The organism is Methylomagnum ishizawai, from assembly GCF_019670005.1.
Taxonomy (GTDB): domain Bacteria; phylum Pseudomonadota; class Gammaproteobacteria; order Methylococcales; family Methylococcaceae; genus Methylomagnum; species Methylomagnum ishizawai.
This window is the reverse complement of sequence record NZ_AP019783.1, coordinates 770,954-788,814: the sequence shown is the minus strand read 5'-3', so window position 1 is coordinate 788,814 and position 17,861 is coordinate 770,954. Positions and strand designations below refer to the sequence as shown.

17 protein-coding genes are annotated in these 17,861 nt (G+C 67.2%); 7 read left to right on the top strand and 10 right to left on the bottom strand.

From position 1 onward, the window contains the following. The first annotated feature begins 16 nt into the window (after positions 1-16). The gene (locus tag K5658_RS03525) at positions 17-343 is read left to right on the top strand and encodes a PilZ domain-containing protein (protein ID WP_281425929.1); all 327 of its coding nucleotides are present in this window, start codon (positions 17-19) and stop codon (positions 341-343) included. 1 nt (position 344) lies between these two features. Here the strand turns inward: K5658_RS03525 and K5658_RS03520 are convergent, their stop codons facing one another. Next, positions 345-1,010: a class I SAM-dependent methyltransferase gene (locus K5658_RS03520; RefSeq protein ID WP_221065609.1), complete on the bottom strand. Its 666-nt coding sequence runs from the start codon at positions 1,008-1,010 to the stop codon at positions 345-347. 27 nt (positions 1,011-1,037) lie between these two features. After that, positions 1,038-1,712: a RadC family protein gene (radC, locus tag K5658_RS03515; protein WP_221065608.1), complete on the bottom strand. Its 675-nt coding sequence runs from the start codon at positions 1,710-1,712 to the stop codon at positions 1,038-1,040. Positions 1,713-1,814: 102 nt separating this feature from the next. Between radC and coaBC the strand changes: the two genes are divergently transcribed. Continuing rightward, the gene (gene coaBC / locus K5658_RS03510) at positions 1,815-3,020 is read left to right on the top strand and encodes a bifunctional phosphopantothenoylcysteine decarboxylase/phosphopantothenate--cysteine ligase CoaBC (protein WP_221065607.1); all 1,206 of its coding nucleotides are present in this window, start codon (positions 1,815-1,817) and stop codon (positions 3,018-3,020) included. Here the strand turns inward: coaBC and K5658_RS03505 are convergent. After that, positions 3,015-4,373: a sensor histidine kinase gene (locus tag K5658_RS03505; protein WP_221065606.1), complete on the bottom strand. Its 1,359-nt coding sequence runs from the start codon at positions 4,371-4,373 to the stop codon at positions 3,015-3,017. The two genes, coaBC and K5658_RS03505, sit on opposite strands and share 6 nt — an antisense overlap. Positions 4,374-4,377: 4 nt before the next feature. Next, positions 4,378-5,055: a response regulator transcription factor gene (locus K5658_RS03500; protein WP_221065605.1), complete on the bottom strand. Its 678-nt coding sequence runs from the start codon at positions 5,053-5,055 to the stop codon at positions 4,378-4,380. A 182-nt stretch (positions 5,056-5,237) separates the two neighbouring features. Between K5658_RS03500 and K5658_RS03495 the strand changes: the two genes are divergently transcribed. From K5658_RS03495 to argB, 4 genes are all read left to right on the top strand, one after another. After that, a complete protein-coding gene (locus tag K5658_RS03495) occupies positions 5,238-5,699 on the top strand; it encodes a Spy/CpxP family protein refolding chaperone (RefSeq protein WP_221065604.1) in 462 nt (153 codons plus the stop codon). A 574-nt stretch (positions 5,700-6,273) separates the two neighbouring features. After that, positions 6,274-6,735, top strand: coding sequence for a dUTP diphosphatase (dut, locus tag K5658_RS03490; protein ID WP_221065603.1), 462 nt, complete (start codon positions 6,274-6,276; stop codon positions 6,733-6,735). A gap of 132 nt (positions 6,736-6,867) precedes the next feature. Further along, complete coding sequence (locus K5658_RS03485; RefSeq protein WP_246628556.1) at positions 6,868-9,399, top strand: phosphomannomutase/phosphoglucomutase; 2,532 nt, start codon at positions 6,868-6,870, stop codon at positions 9,397-9,399. Next, entirely contained in the window at positions 9,399-10,307 is a 909-nt protein-coding gene (argB, locus tag K5658_RS03480; RefSeq protein ID WP_221065602.1) for an acetylglutamate kinase, read from the top strand. The genes K5658_RS03485 and argB overlap by 1 nt, the downstream gene beginning before the upstream one ends. A 24-nt stretch (positions 10,308-10,331) precedes the next feature. Here argB and K5658_RS03475 read toward each other — a convergent pair whose 3' ends face one another. The 3 genes from K5658_RS03475 to K5658_RS03465 all read right to left on the bottom strand — a co-directional run bounded on the left by K5658_RS03475 (position 10,332) and on the right by K5658_RS03465 (position 13,183). Beyond that, positions 10,332-11,399 carry a DUF4124 domain-containing protein gene (locus K5658_RS03475; RefSeq protein ID WP_221065601.1) on the bottom strand — a complete coding sequence of 356 codons (1,068 nt, stop codon included), beginning with the start codon at positions 11,397-11,399 and terminating at the stop codon, positions 10,332-10,334. Beyond that, positions 11,396-12,037 carry an orotate phosphoribosyltransferase gene (pyrE, locus tag K5658_RS03470; protein ID WP_221065600.1) on the bottom strand — a complete coding sequence of 214 codons (642 nt, stop codon included), beginning with the start codon at positions 12,035-12,037 and terminating at the stop codon, positions 11,396-11,398. The genes K5658_RS03475 and pyrE overlap by 4 nt, the downstream gene beginning before the upstream one ends. 135 nt (positions 12,038-12,172) lie before the next feature. Further along, the gene (locus K5658_RS03465) at positions 12,173-13,183 is read right to left on the bottom strand and encodes an AAA family ATPase (RefSeq protein ID WP_221065599.1); all 1,011 of its coding nucleotides are present in this window, start codon (positions 13,181-13,183) and stop codon (positions 12,173-12,175) included. 93 nt (positions 13,184-13,276) lie between these two features. On the opposite strand from K5658_RS03465, the gene K5658_RS03460 reads away from it, so the two are divergent. Next, positions 13,277-14,047, top strand: coding sequence for a hypothetical protein (locus K5658_RS03460; protein ID WP_221065598.1), 771 nt, complete (start codon positions 13,277-13,279; stop codon positions 14,045-14,047). Between the two features lie 13 nt (positions 14,048-14,060). Here K5658_RS03460 and purD read toward each other — a convergent pair whose 3' ends face one another. The 3 genes from purD to pgi all read right to left on the bottom strand — a co-directional run bounded on the left by purD (position 14,061) and on the right by pgi (position 17,828). Next, on the bottom strand, positions 14,061-15,341 hold the full coding sequence (purD, locus tag K5658_RS03455) for a phosphoribosylamine--glycine ligase (RefSeq protein ID WP_221065597.1): 1,281 nt from the start codon (positions 15,339-15,341) through the stop codon (positions 14,061-14,063). Between the two features lie 121 nt (positions 15,342-15,462). Then, positions 15,463-16,188 carry a 6-phosphogluconolactonase gene (gene pgl, locus K5658_RS03450; RefSeq protein WP_221065596.1) on the bottom strand — a complete coding sequence of 242 codons (726 nt, stop codon included), beginning with the start codon at positions 16,186-16,188 and terminating at the stop codon, positions 15,463-15,465. Then, positions 16,188-17,828, bottom strand: a complete 1,641-nt coding sequence (gene pgi, locus K5658_RS03445; protein ID WP_221065595.1) for a glucose-6-phosphate isomerase — start codon at positions 17,826-17,828, stop codon at positions 16,188-16,190. Before pgi ends, pgl begins: the two co-directional genes overlap by 1 nt. Positions 17,829-17,861: the final 33 nt, after the last annotated feature.

The following is a 17,861-nucleotide window of genomic DNA, read 5'->3' as shown; positions in this document are numbered from 1 at the left end:
AAAGCGAACGGCGACGATGGATAGAAGGAAAAACCCGAGGAAAATGGTGACCCGCCCCCTGGAGGTCCGCGACCTCAACCGCGGCGTGGCGCTGGGCCATCTGGCCGACGTCGGCCTGGACGGCCTGATGCTGCTGTGTCCCGAGGCCGTGCCCGCCAACCGGGTTTATTCCCTGGCCCTGGACCTCCCTGGGGAACTTGAGGGCACCCAGGCCGAATTCGGGGCCGAAAGCCTGTGGGCCGAAACCAGCCTGGAACCGGGCCGGTATTGGGTGGGGTTCCATATCATCGATATTTCCCCCCAAAACCAGGAACGCCTGCGCCAACTGGTCGCCCTGTTTTGAGCTAATCCAACCGGCCCCACACCGCGAGATGGCGGTCGCCCACCGGGCGCGCCGCCAAGCCCGGCAATCCCGCCTCCGCCAACTGCGCCCGGACCTCCTCCACCCGGTAGGCGGCCCGCAGCGAATGCTCGAAATCCCGCCGCAACACCTCCGGCGCGCCCGCCGCGTAGCGCAGGACCAAGGCGTCCACTTCGGCGGGACCGTCCGGCCTCCGCAAATCCATCACCAGCACCGGAGCGCCCGCCCCGCCCCAACGCCGGATCGACGCCCACAACACCCTGGGATCGGCCAGATGATGTAGCAAGGAATTCGACACCACGGCCTCGTAGGCCGCCAAGGGGGGTTCCGCGCCGGGCAGATAGCCTTCGACCAAGCGCACCCGGTCGTCCAAGCCCGCCCGCCGCACCGCCTCGCGCCCGCATTCCAGCATCGCCGCCGCCCCGTCCAGGCCGTCGATCCGGCACAGGGGATAGGCGCGGGCCAGGCGCAGGGTGACATCCGCCGGGCCGCAGCCCAGGTCCAGCACCGTCCCGGCCAGGGTTTCCCCTGGGAAAGCCTCCTGGAACAAGGTGACGAAACGCTGGTGCGGCTCGGAGAAATCGGCCTCGGCGTAGGCGCGGGCCTGGGCCGCGTCGTCCATCAATTCGGGTTCGGGGATACGCTGCATTTTATGGGGTCCATCGGTTCCAATCGGTTAAATCAAGCCATGTTCGGCGAACGAATAGGGGTCGCCCTCGCCCACGATGAAATGGTCCAGCACCCGGATATCGACCAGCGACAAAGCCTGTTTGAGCTTCACCGTGATGAATTTGTCGGCGTCGCTCGGCTCGGCCACACCCGAGGGATGGTTGTGCGCAAAGATCACGGCGGCGGCGTTGAAGGCCAGCGCCTGCTTCACCACCTCGCGGGGATAGACGCCGGCCCCGTCGATGGTGCCCCGGAACAGTTCCTCGAAACCGATGACCCGGTGCTGGTTGTCGAGGAACAAGCAGGCGAACACCTCGTGCGGATAGCCGCGCAACTGCGAGGACAGATAGCGGCGGGTCAGGTCCGGGCTGGTCAGGGCGCTTTCGCGCTTGAGGCTTTCCTTGAGATGCCGCCGCGCCATCTCCAACACCGCCTGCAACTGGGCGTATTTGGCGCTGCCGAGTCCGGGGCTGCGGCTGAAGCTCTCGAAATCGCTTTCCAGCAAGGCCCGCAAGGAACCGAACCGCACCAACAAATCCCGCGCCAGATCGACGGCGGTCTTGCCCTTGACGCCGGTACGCAAGAAAATCGCCAGCAATTCGGCGTCGGAAAGCACGCCCGGCCCGCGCAGCAAGAGCTTTTCGCGGGGCCGTTCGTCGTCGGGCCAATCGGTGATGGGCATGGGGATCTCGCGGATGCCAACAAAACGCGACCAAGGATAGAGAGCCGCCCGCAAAATTGCCATAAGTCCGAGCCATTCCATCCCGTTCCAAGCACAAATCCCATGCATCCCCTAGCCTCACACAAGATACTCCTGGGCATCACCGGCGGCATCGCGGCCTACAAGGCGGCGGAACTGACCCGCCTCCTGACCGGGGCCGGGGCCGAGGTCCAAGTGGCGATGACCCAGGCCGCCACCGGCTTCGTCGCCCCGCTCACCTTCCAGGCGCTGTCGGGCCGGCCCGTCCATCTCGAACTGCTCGATCCCGCCCAGGAAGCGGCCATGGGCCATATCCAGCTGGCACGGTGGGCCGACACGGTCCTGATCGCCCCGGCCAGCGCCGATTTCATCGCCAAGCTCCGGGCCGGGCTGGCCGACGACCTGCTCTCGACCCTGTGCCTCGCCGCCACCGTACCCCTGGCCATCGCCCCGGCCATGAACCGCGCCATGTGGGACCATCCCGCCACCCGCGACAACATCGCCTGCCTGGAACGGCGCGGCGTGCGCGTCCTCGGCCCGGCCAGCGGGGCGCAGGCTTGCGGCGAAACCGGACCGGGACGGATGCTGGAACCCGCCGCGATCCTGGCCGCGCTGGCGGCGTGGCGGGGTGGTGCCGGGCTTTTGGCCGGAACCCGCGTCCTCATCACCGCCGGACCCACGCGGGAACCCATCGACCCGGTGCGCTACATCAGCAACCGCAGCTCCGGCAAGATGGGCTATGCCGTGGCCGCGGCCGCCCTGGCGGAAGGCGCGGAAGTGGCCCTGGTCAGCGGCCCCACGGCGCTGCCGCCGCCCCAGGTCCATGAGTTCGTGGCGGTGGAAAGCGCCGCCGAGATGTACGCGGCGGTGATGGCGCGGGCGGAAAGTTGCGGCATCTATATCGGAACGGCGGCGGTGGCCGATTACACCCCGGTCGCGGCGGCTCCCCAGAAGATCAAGAAAACCCTGGCCGAAACCCAGATCGCCCTGACCCGGACCCCGGACATCCTCGGCACCGTGGCGGGTCTGGCGCGGCGTCCCTTCACGGTGGGCTTCGCCGCCGAAACCCACGACCTGGAAAACTATGCCCGGCAGAAGCTCGCGGGCAAGGCGCTGGATATGGTCGCCGCCAACCAGGTCGGCCAGGGCTTGGGCTTCGATGCCGAGGACAACGCCTTGTTCGTGTGCTGGCCGGGCGGCGACACCCGGCTGCCTTTCGCCCCCAAGCGGCGGCTGGCCGAACAACTGATCCGCCTGATCGCCGAACGCCACCGCGCCGCCGGCTCATAGCTCCCGGCACCACGCCAGATCGACCCGGAACCCACCCTCCGGCCGATTACGGGCGCTGATCGAACCGCCATGCGCCTCGACCGCCCGCCGGGCGATGGCGAGGCCCAGTCCGAAGCCCTCCGGCCCACCGCCATCGGCGTTACGGAAGAACGGCTCGAAAATCGCGGCCAAGCGCTCCTCGGGCACGCCCGGTCCCTGGTCCAACACCGCCAGCCGCACCCGCCGCGCATCGCTGGCCGCGTCGATTTCCAGGGTGACGCGGCCACCGGGCAGGGTGTGCTTGACCGCGTTGCGCACGATGTTCTCGATGGCCCGGTAGATCAATTCGCCATAGCCGCGGACCGGGATTTCGCCCAGTTCGGGACAGACCACGGCCACATCCTTGGCGGCGGCCTCGAAACGGGCATCCTCGACGATGGACTCGACCAACTCACCCAGATCGACCTCCTCCACCCGCGCCCCCGGCATCCCGGCCTCCAGCCGCGACAGGGTCAGCACCTCGCCGACCAGGGCGTCGAGCCGCCCGGCCTCGCGCTCGATGCGGCCCAGGCTGGCCCCGGCCTGGTCCGGCCGCTGCCGGGCCAAGCCCACCGCCGCCTGCAAGCGGGCCAGGGGCGAACGCAACTCATGGGAGACATCGTGCAATAACCGCCGCTGGGCCTGGACCAGATGGCCGATACGCTCGGCCATGTGGTCGAAATGCCGCCCCAGGTCGGCCAGTTCGTCGCGGCGGCGGCCCATGTCCGGCCCGGCGCGGGTTTCCAAACGGCCCTGCGACAGCGCGGCGAAGGCCGAGCGCAAGTGCCGGATCGGCTTGGACAGATACCACGCCAGCCACGCGCTGAACAACAGGCTGGTCAAGGCCCCCGCCACGCCCAGCACCAGCCAGGGCGGTGGCCTGCCATGCCGATACGGCGGGAGCGGCGGCGGTTCGTCGGGGAGCGCTTCGGGCACGGGCATGAACAACAAATAGCGGTGGCCGTCCTGGGCCGGGATTTCCCGGATCTGCCGGGGATAATCCCCGGTCCGCGCCCAGAGCCGGGCTTGTTCCAGCGACTCCGGGGCCAAAGCCCGGCCCAGGAGGTCGCGGCCCCGTTCGTCCACCGCGTAGACCGGCGACCCCCGCCCTTCGCCGGCCTCGGCCAGGAAATCCCGCAACGCCGCAAGCCCGCCCCAGCGCAGCACATCGGCCGCGGCCCCCACCCCCAGGGCGGCATGTCCGCGCACCGACACCCCACCCATGGCCTCGCGCTCGCTGCGATGATGCCAGGACACCAGCGCCCCGACCCCCGCCGCCGCCGTGACCTGGGCCAGCCAGATCGCCAGGAACAGTTTCCAGAACAATTGGCCCATGGCTTCACTCCTTCACGAACAAATAGCCCCGGCCCCGCACCGTCTGGATCCAGGATTCGCCGTCCGGCCTCGCGCCGAGTTTCTGCCGGATGCTGCTCATATGGACATCGATGCTGCGGTCGAAACGGGCCAGGGGCCGGCCCAGGGCGGCTTCGGACAATTCGCCCTTGCCCACCACCTGGCCGGCCTGGCGGGCCAGGATTTCGAGCAGGTTGAATTCGGTGCTGGTCAGGTCCAAGGGGCGGCCCTCCCAGGACACGGTGCGTTTATGCGGATGCAGGACCAGGGGACCGACCGCGAGCGTGGCGTCGGCTTCCGGGGCGCCCTGGGTACGGCGCAGGATGGCGCGGACGCGGGCGGCCAATTCCCTGGGAGTGCAGGGCTTGGGCACGTAGTCGTCGGCCCCGAGTTCCAGCCCGAGGATGCGGTCCAGGTCGTCGCCCTTGGCGGTGAGCATCAAGACCGGCAACCGGCTGTGCAGGCGGATCCGGCCCAGCGCCTCGATGCCGTTCATACCGGGCATCATCACGTCCAGCACCACCAGGGCATAGCGGCCCGACAAGGCCGCCTCCACCCCGCTGGCCCCGTCGTGCAGCGTCGTCACCGCGAAGCCCTCACCCCGCAGGTATTCCGCCAGCATCCCCGCCAGTTCCGCATCATCATCGATCAACAACAAGTTCATGGTTCGTCTTCCCGTGGATGGCCGCTCCGATGATAGCCAAAGCCCATCCGCCCGGAGGTCGCGGACCCTGGGTTTTACATAGTTTTACATTGGGCTTAACCCCCGTTTACGCAGGCTGCGGGAATACTTACCGCCACAGGGGAGGCATACCGCGAACCCCTATCCTCCACGAGGCAATCCCCATGAAGACCCGTCCTATCCTACGCCGCATCCTCCTGTCCGCCTGCCTGCTCGGCCTGCCCTGGGCCGCGTCGGCCAATCCGCCCAACTGCGCGTTCGAGGGCCACGGCGGCAAACCCGGCTTCTCCCCGGACCGGCTGCCTCCGTTCCTGAACGGCATCGCCCTCGACGAGGCCCAGAAAACCAAGATCGCCGAACTGCTCAAGACCCAGGGCGAAGCGCTCCGCGGCAAGGCCGAAACCGGCCACCAAGCCCGTAAGAAGCTGATGGAACTGGCGTTCTCGTCCGACTACAGCGACGACAAGGCCAAGACCCTGGTCGAGGCCGACGCCCCGACCCTGATGGAAGTGGCGGTGGGCCACGCCCGCCTGGACCACGCGATCTTCGAACTGCTGACCCCGGACCAGCGGCGCCAAGCCCAGGAGAACATGACGAATTTCAAGGAGCGCTTTGGCAAACCCTAAGGTCCGGCCCCGGAGTTCCCCATGGAACGTTTGATCCATCTCTGGCTGCTGGTCAACGGCGCTGTGTTCGTAGGGCTACTGATGTGGTCGGTCAAATTGGCCCGGCGTGAGCGCATCCAGCGCCCCTGACCGGACCCCGGACCCGTCGGCGAAACAACCCATCCCAACAATCCCCCCGCAATCCTGGGCGGGTCCGGTCGAACCGGCTCCCGCCCACGCTTCCCGCCGGGTTGTGAAGCCTTCCCCATCCAGATTAAACTCCCCCGCAAAGACCGGGCCTCGGGCCCGGTATGGGCGTGGCCGCGCGATATGGATTCTTTCCGATCCCAGGCCCGGCCCGATCCAGGACAGAAGCAGCCCAAGCTGACAGCCCCCCGAACCATCATGCCCCCGCCCGTTTCCCGCCCCAACGCCAGCCCCGGCCCGGAACCCCCGACCTCCGGCCATCCCAGGCCGGGGGGCCGATCCGCCGGGTTCCGGGCTTGAAACGGACGCCGATTCCCATCCCACCGCCCCCAACCTCCCGCCTTGCCGGCGGGCCGGGGCGGCGCATCCCTCGACACATAGGCCCTTTATGCGAAGAATGATCGAAGCGCGCATCGTCAACGACTTGCTGGGCGATAGCGTCCCGCTGCCCACCTACGCCACGGATGGATCAGCCGCCATCGACCTCCGCGCCTGCATCGCCGAACCCGTGACCCTCGCGCCGGGTGGCCGGTGTTTGATCGGCAGCGGGCTGGCGCTCAATATGATGGACCCCGGCCTGGTCGCCATCGTGGCCTCGCGTTCGGGGCTATCCTTGAAGCACGGCGTCCGCGTCGCCCAAGGCATCGGCGTGATCGACGCCGACTACCATGGCGAGATCGGCGTGATCCTGGCCAACGATGGCGGCGAACCCTATACCGTGCGACCGGGCGAGCGCATCGCCCAACTGATGTTCCAACCCGTGGTACAGGTCGAACTGGGCTTCGTCGCCGCCTTCTCGACCACCACCGGGCGGGGCGCGGGCGGCTTCGGCCATACCGGCCAGTCGTAGACACCGCCGCCCCGGCCCCGAACCGCCGTGGATGCCGCCCGCTTCCAGACCCGTGCCGCTTTGAGGAGACCCGATGAGACCCTGCGCAGCGCCCCCGCCCACACCCGCCCAGGCCGGACCGGACGGTGTCCGATGAAACCCAAGTTCAAATTCACCTTCAAGCCCAAGCGCGATTCCGAAAGCGGGCCCCGCCTCGACCTCGCCCGGCTCTTCGCGGGACTCGGCGGTTTGTCCTTGCTCGGACTTGTGGGCAGCGCTTGGGGACTCTACACGCTCGCCATCCAGGGACAGGAAACGGCCAGCGTACAAGGCTCGCGCCAGGTCGCCGAAACCGCCGCCGCCCATCTCTCCCACGTCCTGGCCCTGAGCGGCGGCGTCCTGGAGCAGCAGGCCCAGGACCCCGATTACGCCCGCATCCTCGGCGGCGGGGAGCCCGACCGCATCCACGGCGCGGAAGAGCGGCTGACCCGCGCCCTGCCCGAAGCCCTGCTGGTGCGGCTGTTGCCCGACGGCCTCGACACGCCGGACGAGCAGCGCGCCCCCCACATGGGCTATGCCGATTTGGACATGGTGCGGCAGGCGGCTTCCAAACCGATGCCGCCCACCCTGCACGCCGCCAACACGCCGGACGCCCATATCGCCCTGGCCAAGCCCCTGGCCGGAGGCAACGGGGTGGTCCTCGCCAGCCTCGCGCCCAAGCTCGCCACCGCCGCCCTGCCCAAGCTGGACCGGGGCGGCCTGGAACTCAAGCAGCAAAACCTCAGCCTCGCCTTCCAGGGCGAAACGGCGCTCAAGTCCACGCCGCCGGACGGCACGGTGCCGGTGCCCGGCACGCCCTGGACCCTCTCCTATTGGGGAGCGCATGCCGATGGGACGGAACTGCCTTGGTTCCTGGGCTACGCCGGGTTGGCGGCCTTGCTCGTCGTGGCCGGGGTTTATCTCGCCCAGCGCTGGGCCATCGCCGCCCTGCGCCACGACCAGGACAATATCGTCCTGATGGTGCGTGACACCCTCTCCGGCAAGGGGCCACGGCGCTACCCGCTCCGGCTCAAGGATACGCTGCGGCTGGCGTTGCAACTGGAGCAATTGAAAGGGCCGCCGCCCGTGCCCCAAGCCCCGTCCGAATCCGGCCTCCCGGCACCGCTGCCGACCCCTCCCGCCGACGTTCCGTTCAATCCTTTCGCTATCGCGCTGGGAGAACCCGAGATCACCGAATTGCCCGCGGTCGAAGTCCCCGCCGCCGCCGCCACGCCCACAGCGCCTGCCATCAGCCTCGACCCCGCCCTGTTCCGCACCTACGACATCCTGGGCACGGCGGGCGCGAACCTCAGCGCCGAGACGGTGCAACTGCTGGGCCGGGCCATCGGCAGCGAAATCCGCGAGCGCGGCGAATACACGGTGGTCATGGGCCGCGATGGCCGCGCCTCCAGCCTGGAACTGGCCCAGGCATTGGGCCGGGGCTTGACCGCCAGCGGTTGCTCGGTAATCGACGTGGGGCGGGTGCCGACCCCGGCCTTGTATTTCGCCCTGCACGCGCTGGGGCTGGAATCGGGCGTCATGCTCACCGGCGGCGACGCGCCGTCCGACCAGAACGGCCTGAAGCTGCTCATCGGCGGCGAGCGCCCGGACCGCGACGGCCTCTTGAAGCTCAAGGAACGCGTCGAACACAATCAACTCGCCAGCGGCACCGGGATGTTGGAGGCGCAGAACATCCTGCAAGACTACGTCGAGAGCATCGTCCACGACACCCAGTTGGGCCGCGAGATGAAGGTCGTGATCGATTGCGGCAACGGCGTCACCGGTTTCTTCGCCTCCGATTTGTTCCAGGAAATCGGCTGCCAGGTGTTGCCGCTCTACACCGAGGTCGATGGCACCTTCCCCAACCATTTCCCCGACCCCAGCCAAGCCGGCAACCTCGCCACCTTGATCCGCGCCGTGCGCCAGGAACGGGCCGACCTGGGGCTGGCCTTCGACAGCGACGGCGACCGGCTGGGCGTGGTGGATTCCTCCGGCAAGATCATCTGGCCGGACCAGCAGATGATGCTGTTCGCCGCCGACGTGCTGTCGCGCCAACCGGGTTCGGACATCGTGTTCGACGCGCAATGCACCCGCCACCTCGCCAGCCACATCGTCCGCAACGGCGGACGGCCCTTGATGTGGAAGGTCGGCGCGGTGCCGCTCCACAACAAGCTCAAGGAGACCGGGGCGCTGCTGGCCGGGGATTTGGCCGGGCATTTCTTCTTCAAGGAACGCTGGTCCGGCTTCGAGGACGGACTGTACGCCGCCGCCCGTTTGCTCGAAATCCTGTCCGGCGACCCGCGCCCCACCGCCCAGGTGTTCGCGGAACTGCCGGAGAGCGTCAAGCTCCCGGAACTGCGCATCAACATGTCCCACGCGGATAAACCCCGGTTCCTCGAAAAAGTCCGCGCCCAGGCCGAATTCACCGATGCGCGGATCACGGATATCGACGGGCTGCGGGTCGATTTCGCCGATGGCTGGGGCTTGGTGCGCGACGATCCCGACAGCCCGACCCTGGCGCTGCGCTTCGAGGCCGACAACCCCGACACCCTCCTGCGCATCCAGGGCGAATTCAAAACCCTGCTGCAAAAGGTCAAACCCAAGCTTTCCTTCCCCCTATCGCTCTCGGAGAGGCCCGACCCCTGATGAAACTGCAATCCGCCCTGGAAACCACGTCCGCTTCCCAAATCGCCCATGTCCTGATCGAGGCGCTGCCCTATATCAAGCGCTTCAAGGGCAAGACCCTGGTGGTGAAATACGGCGGCAACGCCATGACCGACGAGCGCCTGAAGCAGAGCTTCGCCCGCGACATCGTGCTGCTCAAGCTGGTGGGCATCAACCCGGTGGTGGTGCATGGCGGCGGGCCGCAGATCGGGAACCTATTGCAGCGGTTGGGCAAGACCAGCGAATTCGTGCAGGGGATGCGGGTGACCGACGCCGAGACCATGGACGTGGTGGAGATGGTGCTGGGCGGTTTGGTCAACAAGGAGATCGTCAACCTCATCAACCAGCACGGGGGCCGGGCGGTGGGCCTGACCGGCAAGGACGGCGATTTGGTGCGGGCGGAAAAGATCGCCCTGACCCAGCTCGCGCCGGGGGCGGACGAACCCGAACTCATCGACATGGGCCATGTGGGCCGGGTCAAGAGCATCGACCCCAGCATCGTCGATACCCTGGTGCGGGGCGATTTCATCCCGGTGATCGCGCCCATCGGGGTGGGCGACGATGGTTTCTCCTACAACATCAACGCCGACCTGGTGGCGGGCAAGATGGCCGAGGTGTTGAAGGCCGAGAAACTGATGCTGCTGACCAACACGGCGGGCATCCTGGACAAGCAAGGCGGCTTGCTGACCGGGCTGTCGCTGGCGGAGGTGGAGGATTTGATCGCCGACGGCACCATCAGCGGCGGGATGATCCCCAAGGTGCGCTGCGCCACCGACGCGCTGAACGGCGGGGTGGCCAGCGCCCACATCATCGATGGCCGGGTCGACCATGCCGTGCTGCTGGAACTGCTGACCGACCGGGGGATCGGCACCTTGCTGCTGCGGCGCTAGCGGCAAGCCCCCGGCCTGGCGGGTTCAACGGGGCACGGACGCGGAACCGCCGCCCGCCAGCCCCGCCTCGATATACGGCTTGAAACCCAGCCGGACCTCCCGCACCCCGGCCCCGGCGCACAGCGCCTCCCCCACCGAGGAAGGCCGGCAACGCACATCGAGGAACAGGATATCCTCGGTCCTGCCGGCGATACGGGTGACGGTCAGGCCGAATTGGTCGTCGTTCGCGGGCGGGGCGGTTTGCAGGATGCGCTCGGTCTCCAGCGAAAGCGCGTCCACCCCGCCGGACTTCAACACATATTGCTTGGCGAGACTCCAGGCCCGGTTGCACACCGGCCCGATGGCGCAAGGGATGGCGCTGATCACGATCTCCTGGTTGTCCTGTTTGGAGCCACCGCCGAAATCGAACAACCCCGCCCCGAGCGCCTCGGTGGAAGTGTTCTTCTGCTGGGCGGCGATGGCGCGGTAGCGGGCGATGTCCTTGGCAAAGCGCTCGGTGATCTCGCGCTTGTCGGCTTCGAGGCGGCGGATGCGTTCGCCGAACTCGGCCAGTTGGCGGCGGGTGGCGGCGATGTTGTCGCGCAGGGCCTGGGGCACGGGCTGCCCTTGCCGCTCCAGGTCGGCGGCGCGTTGCTCGTGGCCGCGGAGCAGATCTTGCTGGCGTTGGCGGTTGGCCTCGTTGATCTTGACCAGGCCGTCGAGGGTATCGAGCTTGCCCTGCAAGGCCCGGTACATTTCCTGTTCGCTGCGGTAGGTCCTGAGCAAGGACAGGTCGCGGTCGCGCTGCTCGGCCAGGATTTTATCCTGCTGGGTCCGCAACTGCCGGAGCTGCTGCTCGCGGCGCAATTGCTCCGGGGTCTTGGCGGCCTCGACCACCCCCACCTCGCGGCCCTGAGCGTCGAGCTTGGTGCGGCGCTGCTTGATCTCCTCGGGCGGCACCTGATCGGAATAGTGGACATCGCCCTGTTCGTCCACCCAGCGGTAGGTCGGGGTAGACGGGGTAGGCTTGCTGCCGGGCGGCGCGCCCATCCCGGCCATGGGCACCGCCCAGGCCAGCCATAAGACCCAGGCCCAATGGCGAGAACGGCTCATAACGAACCGAATTCGGCGCGGTAACGGCGTATGGCTTCCAGTTCGACCGCCTGCCCGGCCTGGGCCAGATAATCCACGATATCGCCCAGCCCAACGATGGCGTGGACCGGGATGCCATATTGCCCGACAACCTCCTGTACCGCCGACAGTTCGCCCCGGCCCTTCTCCTGGCGGTCCAGCGAGATCAGGACGCCGGAAGGCGTGGCCCCGGCGGCGCGGATGATATCCACCGATTCCCGCACCGACGTCCCCGCCGTGATCACATCGTCCAGGATCAACACCGAACCCCGCAACGGCGCGCCGACCAAGGCGCCGCCCTCGCCATGGTCCTTGGCTTCCTTGCGGTTGAAGGCGAAGGGGACTTCCGTGCCGGTGGCTTCAGCCAAGGCGATGGCGGTGGCGCAGGCCAAGGGAATGCCCTTATAAGCCGGACCGTACAGCACATCGGCCTGGATGCCCCGGTCCAGCAGGGTTTCGGCGTAGAACCGGCCCAGCCGGGCCAGCCGCGCCCCGCTGTCGAACAGGCCGGTATTGAAGAAATAGGGGCTGCGCCGCCCCGACTTGAGGGTGAAATCGCCGAAGCGCAACACCCCGCATTGGATCGCGTATTGGATGAATGCTTCCTGGTATGCCTGCATGAGAACCTCTGGAATCAAACTCGCCCCCGGATCGCCGTCCGCTTGTCCCTGGGCCACTAGATATCCTTGGATTATATCGCCACCGCCAACGGAAAAACGCCGCCGACCCCGCAGCCGGGGGCGGCCCCCCACGGTTCAAGGCACGGCGACATGGCGCAGCAACTCCCCGATCAAACGGTCGGCGGTGACGCCCTCCGCCTCGGCCTCGTAGGCCAGGATCAGGCGGTGGCGCAACACATCGGGTGCGATGCCTTGGATATCCTCGGGCGTCACGAAATCCCGGCCATCGAGCCAAGCGCGGGCGCGGGCGCACCGATCCAGGGCGATGGTGGCGCGGGGGCTGGCCCCGTATTGGAGCCAACGGGCGAAATCCGCGCCATAAACGCCGGGTTCGCGGGTCGCGAGGACCAATTGCAGCAGATAGTGTTCCAAGGACTCCGCCATATAGACCTCGAGGACTTCCTCGCGGGCCTGGAACAACACCGCCTGGCCGACCGGCTCGAACGCAGGGGACCGGGCCGCGCCGGTGCCGGTGCGCTTGGCCTCGCCGCGCACCAGTTTGAGGATTTCGCGCTCGTGCTGGGCTTCCGGGTAGCCGATGCGGACGTAGAGCATGAAGCGGTCGAGCTGGGCCTCGGGCAAAGGATAGGTGCCTTCCTGCTCGATGGGGTTCTGGGTCGCCATCACCAGGAACAATTCCGGGAGTTTATACGTCACCCGGCCCACGGTGATCTGGCGTTCGGCCATGGCCTCCAGCAGGGCCGATTGCACCTTGGCGGGCGAACGGTTGATCTCGTCGGCCAGCACCAGGTTGTGGAACAGCGGTCCCTGCTGGAAATGGAAGCTGCCGTCCTGGGGCCGGTAGATTTCGGTGCCGGTGAGGTCGGCGGGCAATAAATCGGGCGTGAACTGCACCCGGTGGAAATCGCCCTCGATACCCCGGCTCAACACATTGATGGCGCGGGTCTTGGCCAGCCCCGGCGCGCCCTCGACCAGGATATGGCCATCGGCCAGGAGGGCGGTCAGCATCCGCTCGATCAGCCGGTCCTGGCCGACGACCTGGGTGGCGACGAATTGGCGTAGGCGCTGTAAAGCTTGCTGGGCGGGGGTCGGGGCGGGAAAGGCGGGGTCGTTTCCTATGCTCATGCTGGATCAGGGGTTGGGGAACGGATGGGGCGGAATTATATGCCGAATCGGGGTTATGCTTATGCTTCTCCCCCGCACGATCCAGATCGCCCCATGAACGCTCACCGCCCGCCCCGGCCCGGCCAGACCCCGGTCCGCCTCGCCATCGTCCTGCTCCTGACCGGGATGCTCGCCTGTTCCACCTACCACCAGAAGATTCCGCCCGTGCCCCTGCCGGGCTTCAGCCCCAACAGCGTCGAGGTCGAGGGCGCCCAGATGGCGGCGCGGGCCTATCCCGAACCCAAGGAGGCGGAACAGGCGTTCGGCTTCGATATCCGGGGCGCGGGGCTGCTGCCGGTGCGGCTGGTGATCGACAACCGGGGCCGCGATGTCATCAAGGTCAATCCGCAACAAACCTTCCTCATCGACCGGCAGGGCATGGCCTGGCCTTTGCTCACCGCCGAGCAGGCGCAGGGCCGGGTGGTGGCGGCGGTGGGCACGGGGGAAACCTTGAAGGGCGGGGCGATCTCGGCCCTGTGGGGCGGGGCCACGGCGGCGCTCAGCGGCTTCGCCATCGGCTTGATCCTACAGAACGGCTACGGGCCGATGCTCAACACCACCGGGGTGGGCGTGGGCGCGGGAGCATTCCTGGGCGGCGGCGATGGCCAAGCCCTGCAAAACCGCATCCGCCAGGACTTGAACGGCAAATCCCTGCGCAACCAACGCCTGCAACCGGGGGAACTGGCCCAGGGCTATTTGTTCTTCCCCGGCCAGGACGAAGCCCGCAGCGCGAACCTCCTGCGTCTGGGCCTGGAAATGGACGGCTACCCCTATGTGGTGAACCTGTCCCTGGCCCCGCCCCCCGCACCGGCCAAAGCCAAATAGGGTACGCGCCGCGTCACCCCCTGGCGATGGCGCGATGGCCGATATCCTTGCGGTAATAGACCCCGTCCCAATGGATGCCGTCCAAGCCCTCGTAAGCCTTGCGCTGGGCCTCCGCCACCGTGCCGCCCAGGGCGCACACGCATAGCACCCGCCCGCCCGCCGTCACCACCTGCCCATTCTGCAACCGGGTACCGGCGTGGAACACCTTGGTCTCGGTCCCGCCCGCCGGTGGCAAACCTTGGATGACCTCGCCCTTGGCATAATCGCCGGGATAACCGTCCGCCGCCAACACCACGCCCAAGGCCGGGCGCGGGTCCCAGACGCATTCGACCTTGTCCAAACACCCGTCCAAGGCCGCGAGGCACAGGCTGGGCAAATCGCTCTTGAGGCGCAGCATGATGGGCTGGGTTTCGGGGTCGCCGAAGCGGCAGTTGAATTCCAGCACCTTGGGCGAGCCGTCCGGGCCGATCATCAACCCGGCGTAGAGGAAGCCGGTGTAGGGCACGCCATCGGTGGCCATGCCGAGCAAGGTCGGCATGATCACCTCGTCCATCACCCGGCGGTGGATGTCCGGCGTCACCACCGGCGCGGGCGAATACGCCCCCATGCCGCCGGTATTGGGACCGAGATCGCCGTCGTCGCGGGCCTTGTGGTCCTGGGACGAGGCCATCGGCAGGGCGTGGATGCCATCGGCGATCACGATGAAGCTGGCCTCCTCGCCTTGCAGGAATTCCTCGATCACCACCCGCCGCCCCGCCGCGCCGAAGGCGTCGCCCGCCAGCATATCGCGCACCGCCGCCCCGGCCTCGGCCTCGGTCTGGGCCACGACCACGCCCTTGCCCGCCGCGAGGCCGTCGGCCTTGACCACGATGGGCGCGCCCTGCTGGCGGATATAGGCCAGGGCCGGTTCGACCTCGGTGAAGGTGGCGTAGGCGGCGGTGGGAATCCGGTGGCGGGCCAGGAAATCCTTGCAGAAAGCCTTGGAGCCTTCGAGTTGGGCGGCGGCGCGGGTCGGGCCGAAGCATTTGAGCCCTTGGGCCTGGAACGCATCGACGATGCCCAACACCAAGGGCACTTCCGGCCCGACGATGGCGAGGTCGATGCCCTTGGCCTTGGCGAAGTTCAACAACCCCTGGATATCGTCGGCGGCCAGGGCAACGTTTTCCAGGCCGGGTTCCAACGCCGTGCCCGCGTTGCCGGGGGCGACATAGACTTTTTCGGCCCGTGGGGAGGCGGCGGCTTTCCAGGCTAGGGCGTGTTCGCGGCCACCGCCGCCGACGATGAGGATTTTCATGGGGTTACTCGAAGGAAGGGTCATGGGTTGAAGGGCGTAGCCCGGATGGAACACGGCGGAATCCGGGGGCGGGTGAGCCTACGCCCCCGGATTCCATTCCGTCGTACCGGCATCTACGGGATTAGATCAAGGCGCTCCCGGCCTCGCGGTCCACCAACCAAGCCGCACCTTCGGCCTTGATCCTCGCGGCGGGCAGGGACGCCGCCGTCGGGGCTGGGTCGGCGAACACCGTCCGCAAGGTCTCGGCCTTGTCCGCGCCCGTGACCAGGAACAGGATGCGCCGGGCTTGGTTGATGGCGTCCAGGGTCAGGGTCAGGCGGGTGGGCGGCGGCTTCGGGGAACCGTGGACGGCGGCGACACTGCCGGGATAATCCGGGAAGCCCGGAAACAGCGAGGCCGTATGCCCGTCCGGCCCCATCCCGAGCAGGATCAGGTCGAACTTGGGCAAAGGGGAGGCGAAGAATGCCGCCAGGGTCGCCGCGTGTTCGGCGGCGGCTTGCTCGGGCGCGAGGCCCACGGTGGGCATGGGGAAGATGTTTTCCGGCGGCAGCGGGACGTGATCGAACAGGGTTTCCCGCGCCAGCAGCATCGTGCTATCGGGATCGTCATGCGGCACGAAACGCTCGTCCGCGAAAAACATATACACCTTCGACCAGTCCACGGCGTAGCGATAGGGCGGCTGGGCCAGGAGCCGGTACAAGCGCTTGGGCGTGCTGCCGCCGGACAAGGCCACGGCGCAACGGCCATGGTCGGCGATGGACTGCTGGGCGGCGTCCAGGAACCTGACGGCGGCTTCCCGCGCCAGATCGTCGGCACCGCCCGCGATGAACAATTCACGTTCCGACATCAGCGCAACCTCTTGTAATGTGCCAGCAGCCCGGTGGTGGAGCTATCGTGGACGATGGACTCTTGTTCCCCGGCCAGTTCGGCCAGGATGGTCTTGGCCAGTTGCTTGCCCAGTTCCACGCCCATCTGGTCGAAGGAATTGATGTTCCAAATCGCCCCCTGCACGAAAATCTTGTGTTCGTACAAGGCGATCAGGGAGCCCAGGGTTTCCGGCGTCAGTTTCTTGTACAGGAAGGAATTGGAAGGCCGGTTGCCGGTGAAGGTCTTGGCGGCGGCCAACTCCTCCAAGCGCTCGCCGGTCACGCCCTCGGCCATCAGCTCGGCCTTGGCCTCCTCGTAGGTCTTGCCGCGCATCAGGGCTTCCGGCTGGGCCAGGAAATTGGAAATCAGGATTTCATGGTGCCGCCCCAGGCCGTGGTGGCTTTTCGCCGCCGCCAGGAAATCGCAGGGGATCAATTCGCTGCCCTGGTGCATGAGCTGATAGAAGGCGTGCTGGCCGTTGGTGCCGGGCTGGCCGAAGATGATGGGCCCGGTGGTGTAATCCACCCGCCGGCCTTCGAGGTCCACGGTCTTGCCATTGCTCTCCATATCGCCCTGTTGCAGATAACTGGGCAGGAATTCCAAGTGCTGGTCGTAGGGCAGGATGGCGTAGGAATCGGTGTTGAAAAAGTTGTCGTACCAAATCCCGATCAAGCCCATCAGCACCGGGATATTGCGCTCGAACGGCTCGTTGCGGAAATGTTCGTCCACCCGGAACGCCCCGGTCAGCATGGCCTCGAACCGGGTCATCCCCACCGCCAGCGCGATGGACAAACCCACCGCCGACCACAGCGAATAGCGCCCGCCCACCCAATCCCAGAACTCGAACATGTTCTTGGTGTCGATGCCGAATTCGGCGACCTTCTCGGCGTTGGTGGAAATGGCGATGAAATGCCGGGCCACGGCGGCGGGGTCCTTGACGTGGTTCAGCAGCCATTCCCGCGCCGACTGGGCATTGGTCATGGTCTCCTGGGTGGTGAAGGTCTTGGAGACGATGGAAAACAAGGTGGCCTCGGGGTCCAGCCCTTGCAGCACCTGCATCAGGTCGGCCTCGTCCACATTCGATACGAAATGGACCCGGAGGGCGGGCGTGGTATAGGGCGTCAGCGCCTGCACCACCATGCGGGGGCCGAGATCGGAACCGCCGATGCCGATATTGACCACATCGGTCATGGGCTTGCCGGTGCAGCCGCGCCATTGGCAGGAACGCACCTGTTCCACGAAGGCCCGCATCTTGGCCAGCACCCGGTTGACCTCGGGCATCACGTCCTCGCCGTCGAGCAGGATGGGCCGGTTGGCGCGGTTGCGCAGGGCCACATGCAACACGGCGCGGCTCTCGGTGACATTGATCCTATCGCCGCGGAACATGGCGGCGATCTTGTCGGCCAGCTGGGTTTGGCGGGCGAGGTCGAGCAGCAATCCCAGGGTTTCCCCGGTAATGCGGTTTTTGGAGTAATCGAACAGGAAATCGCCGAAACACAGGGAGAATTTCTCGAAACGCTGGGGGTCCTGGGCGAACAAGTCGCGCATATGGACATCGGCGATGTCCCGCTGGTGCTGGACAAGCGCCTGCCAAGCAGGGAGTTGGTTGGGTCGAGTCATCGGTGTGGTGTCCCGCGGGTGGTTTTTCAGGGA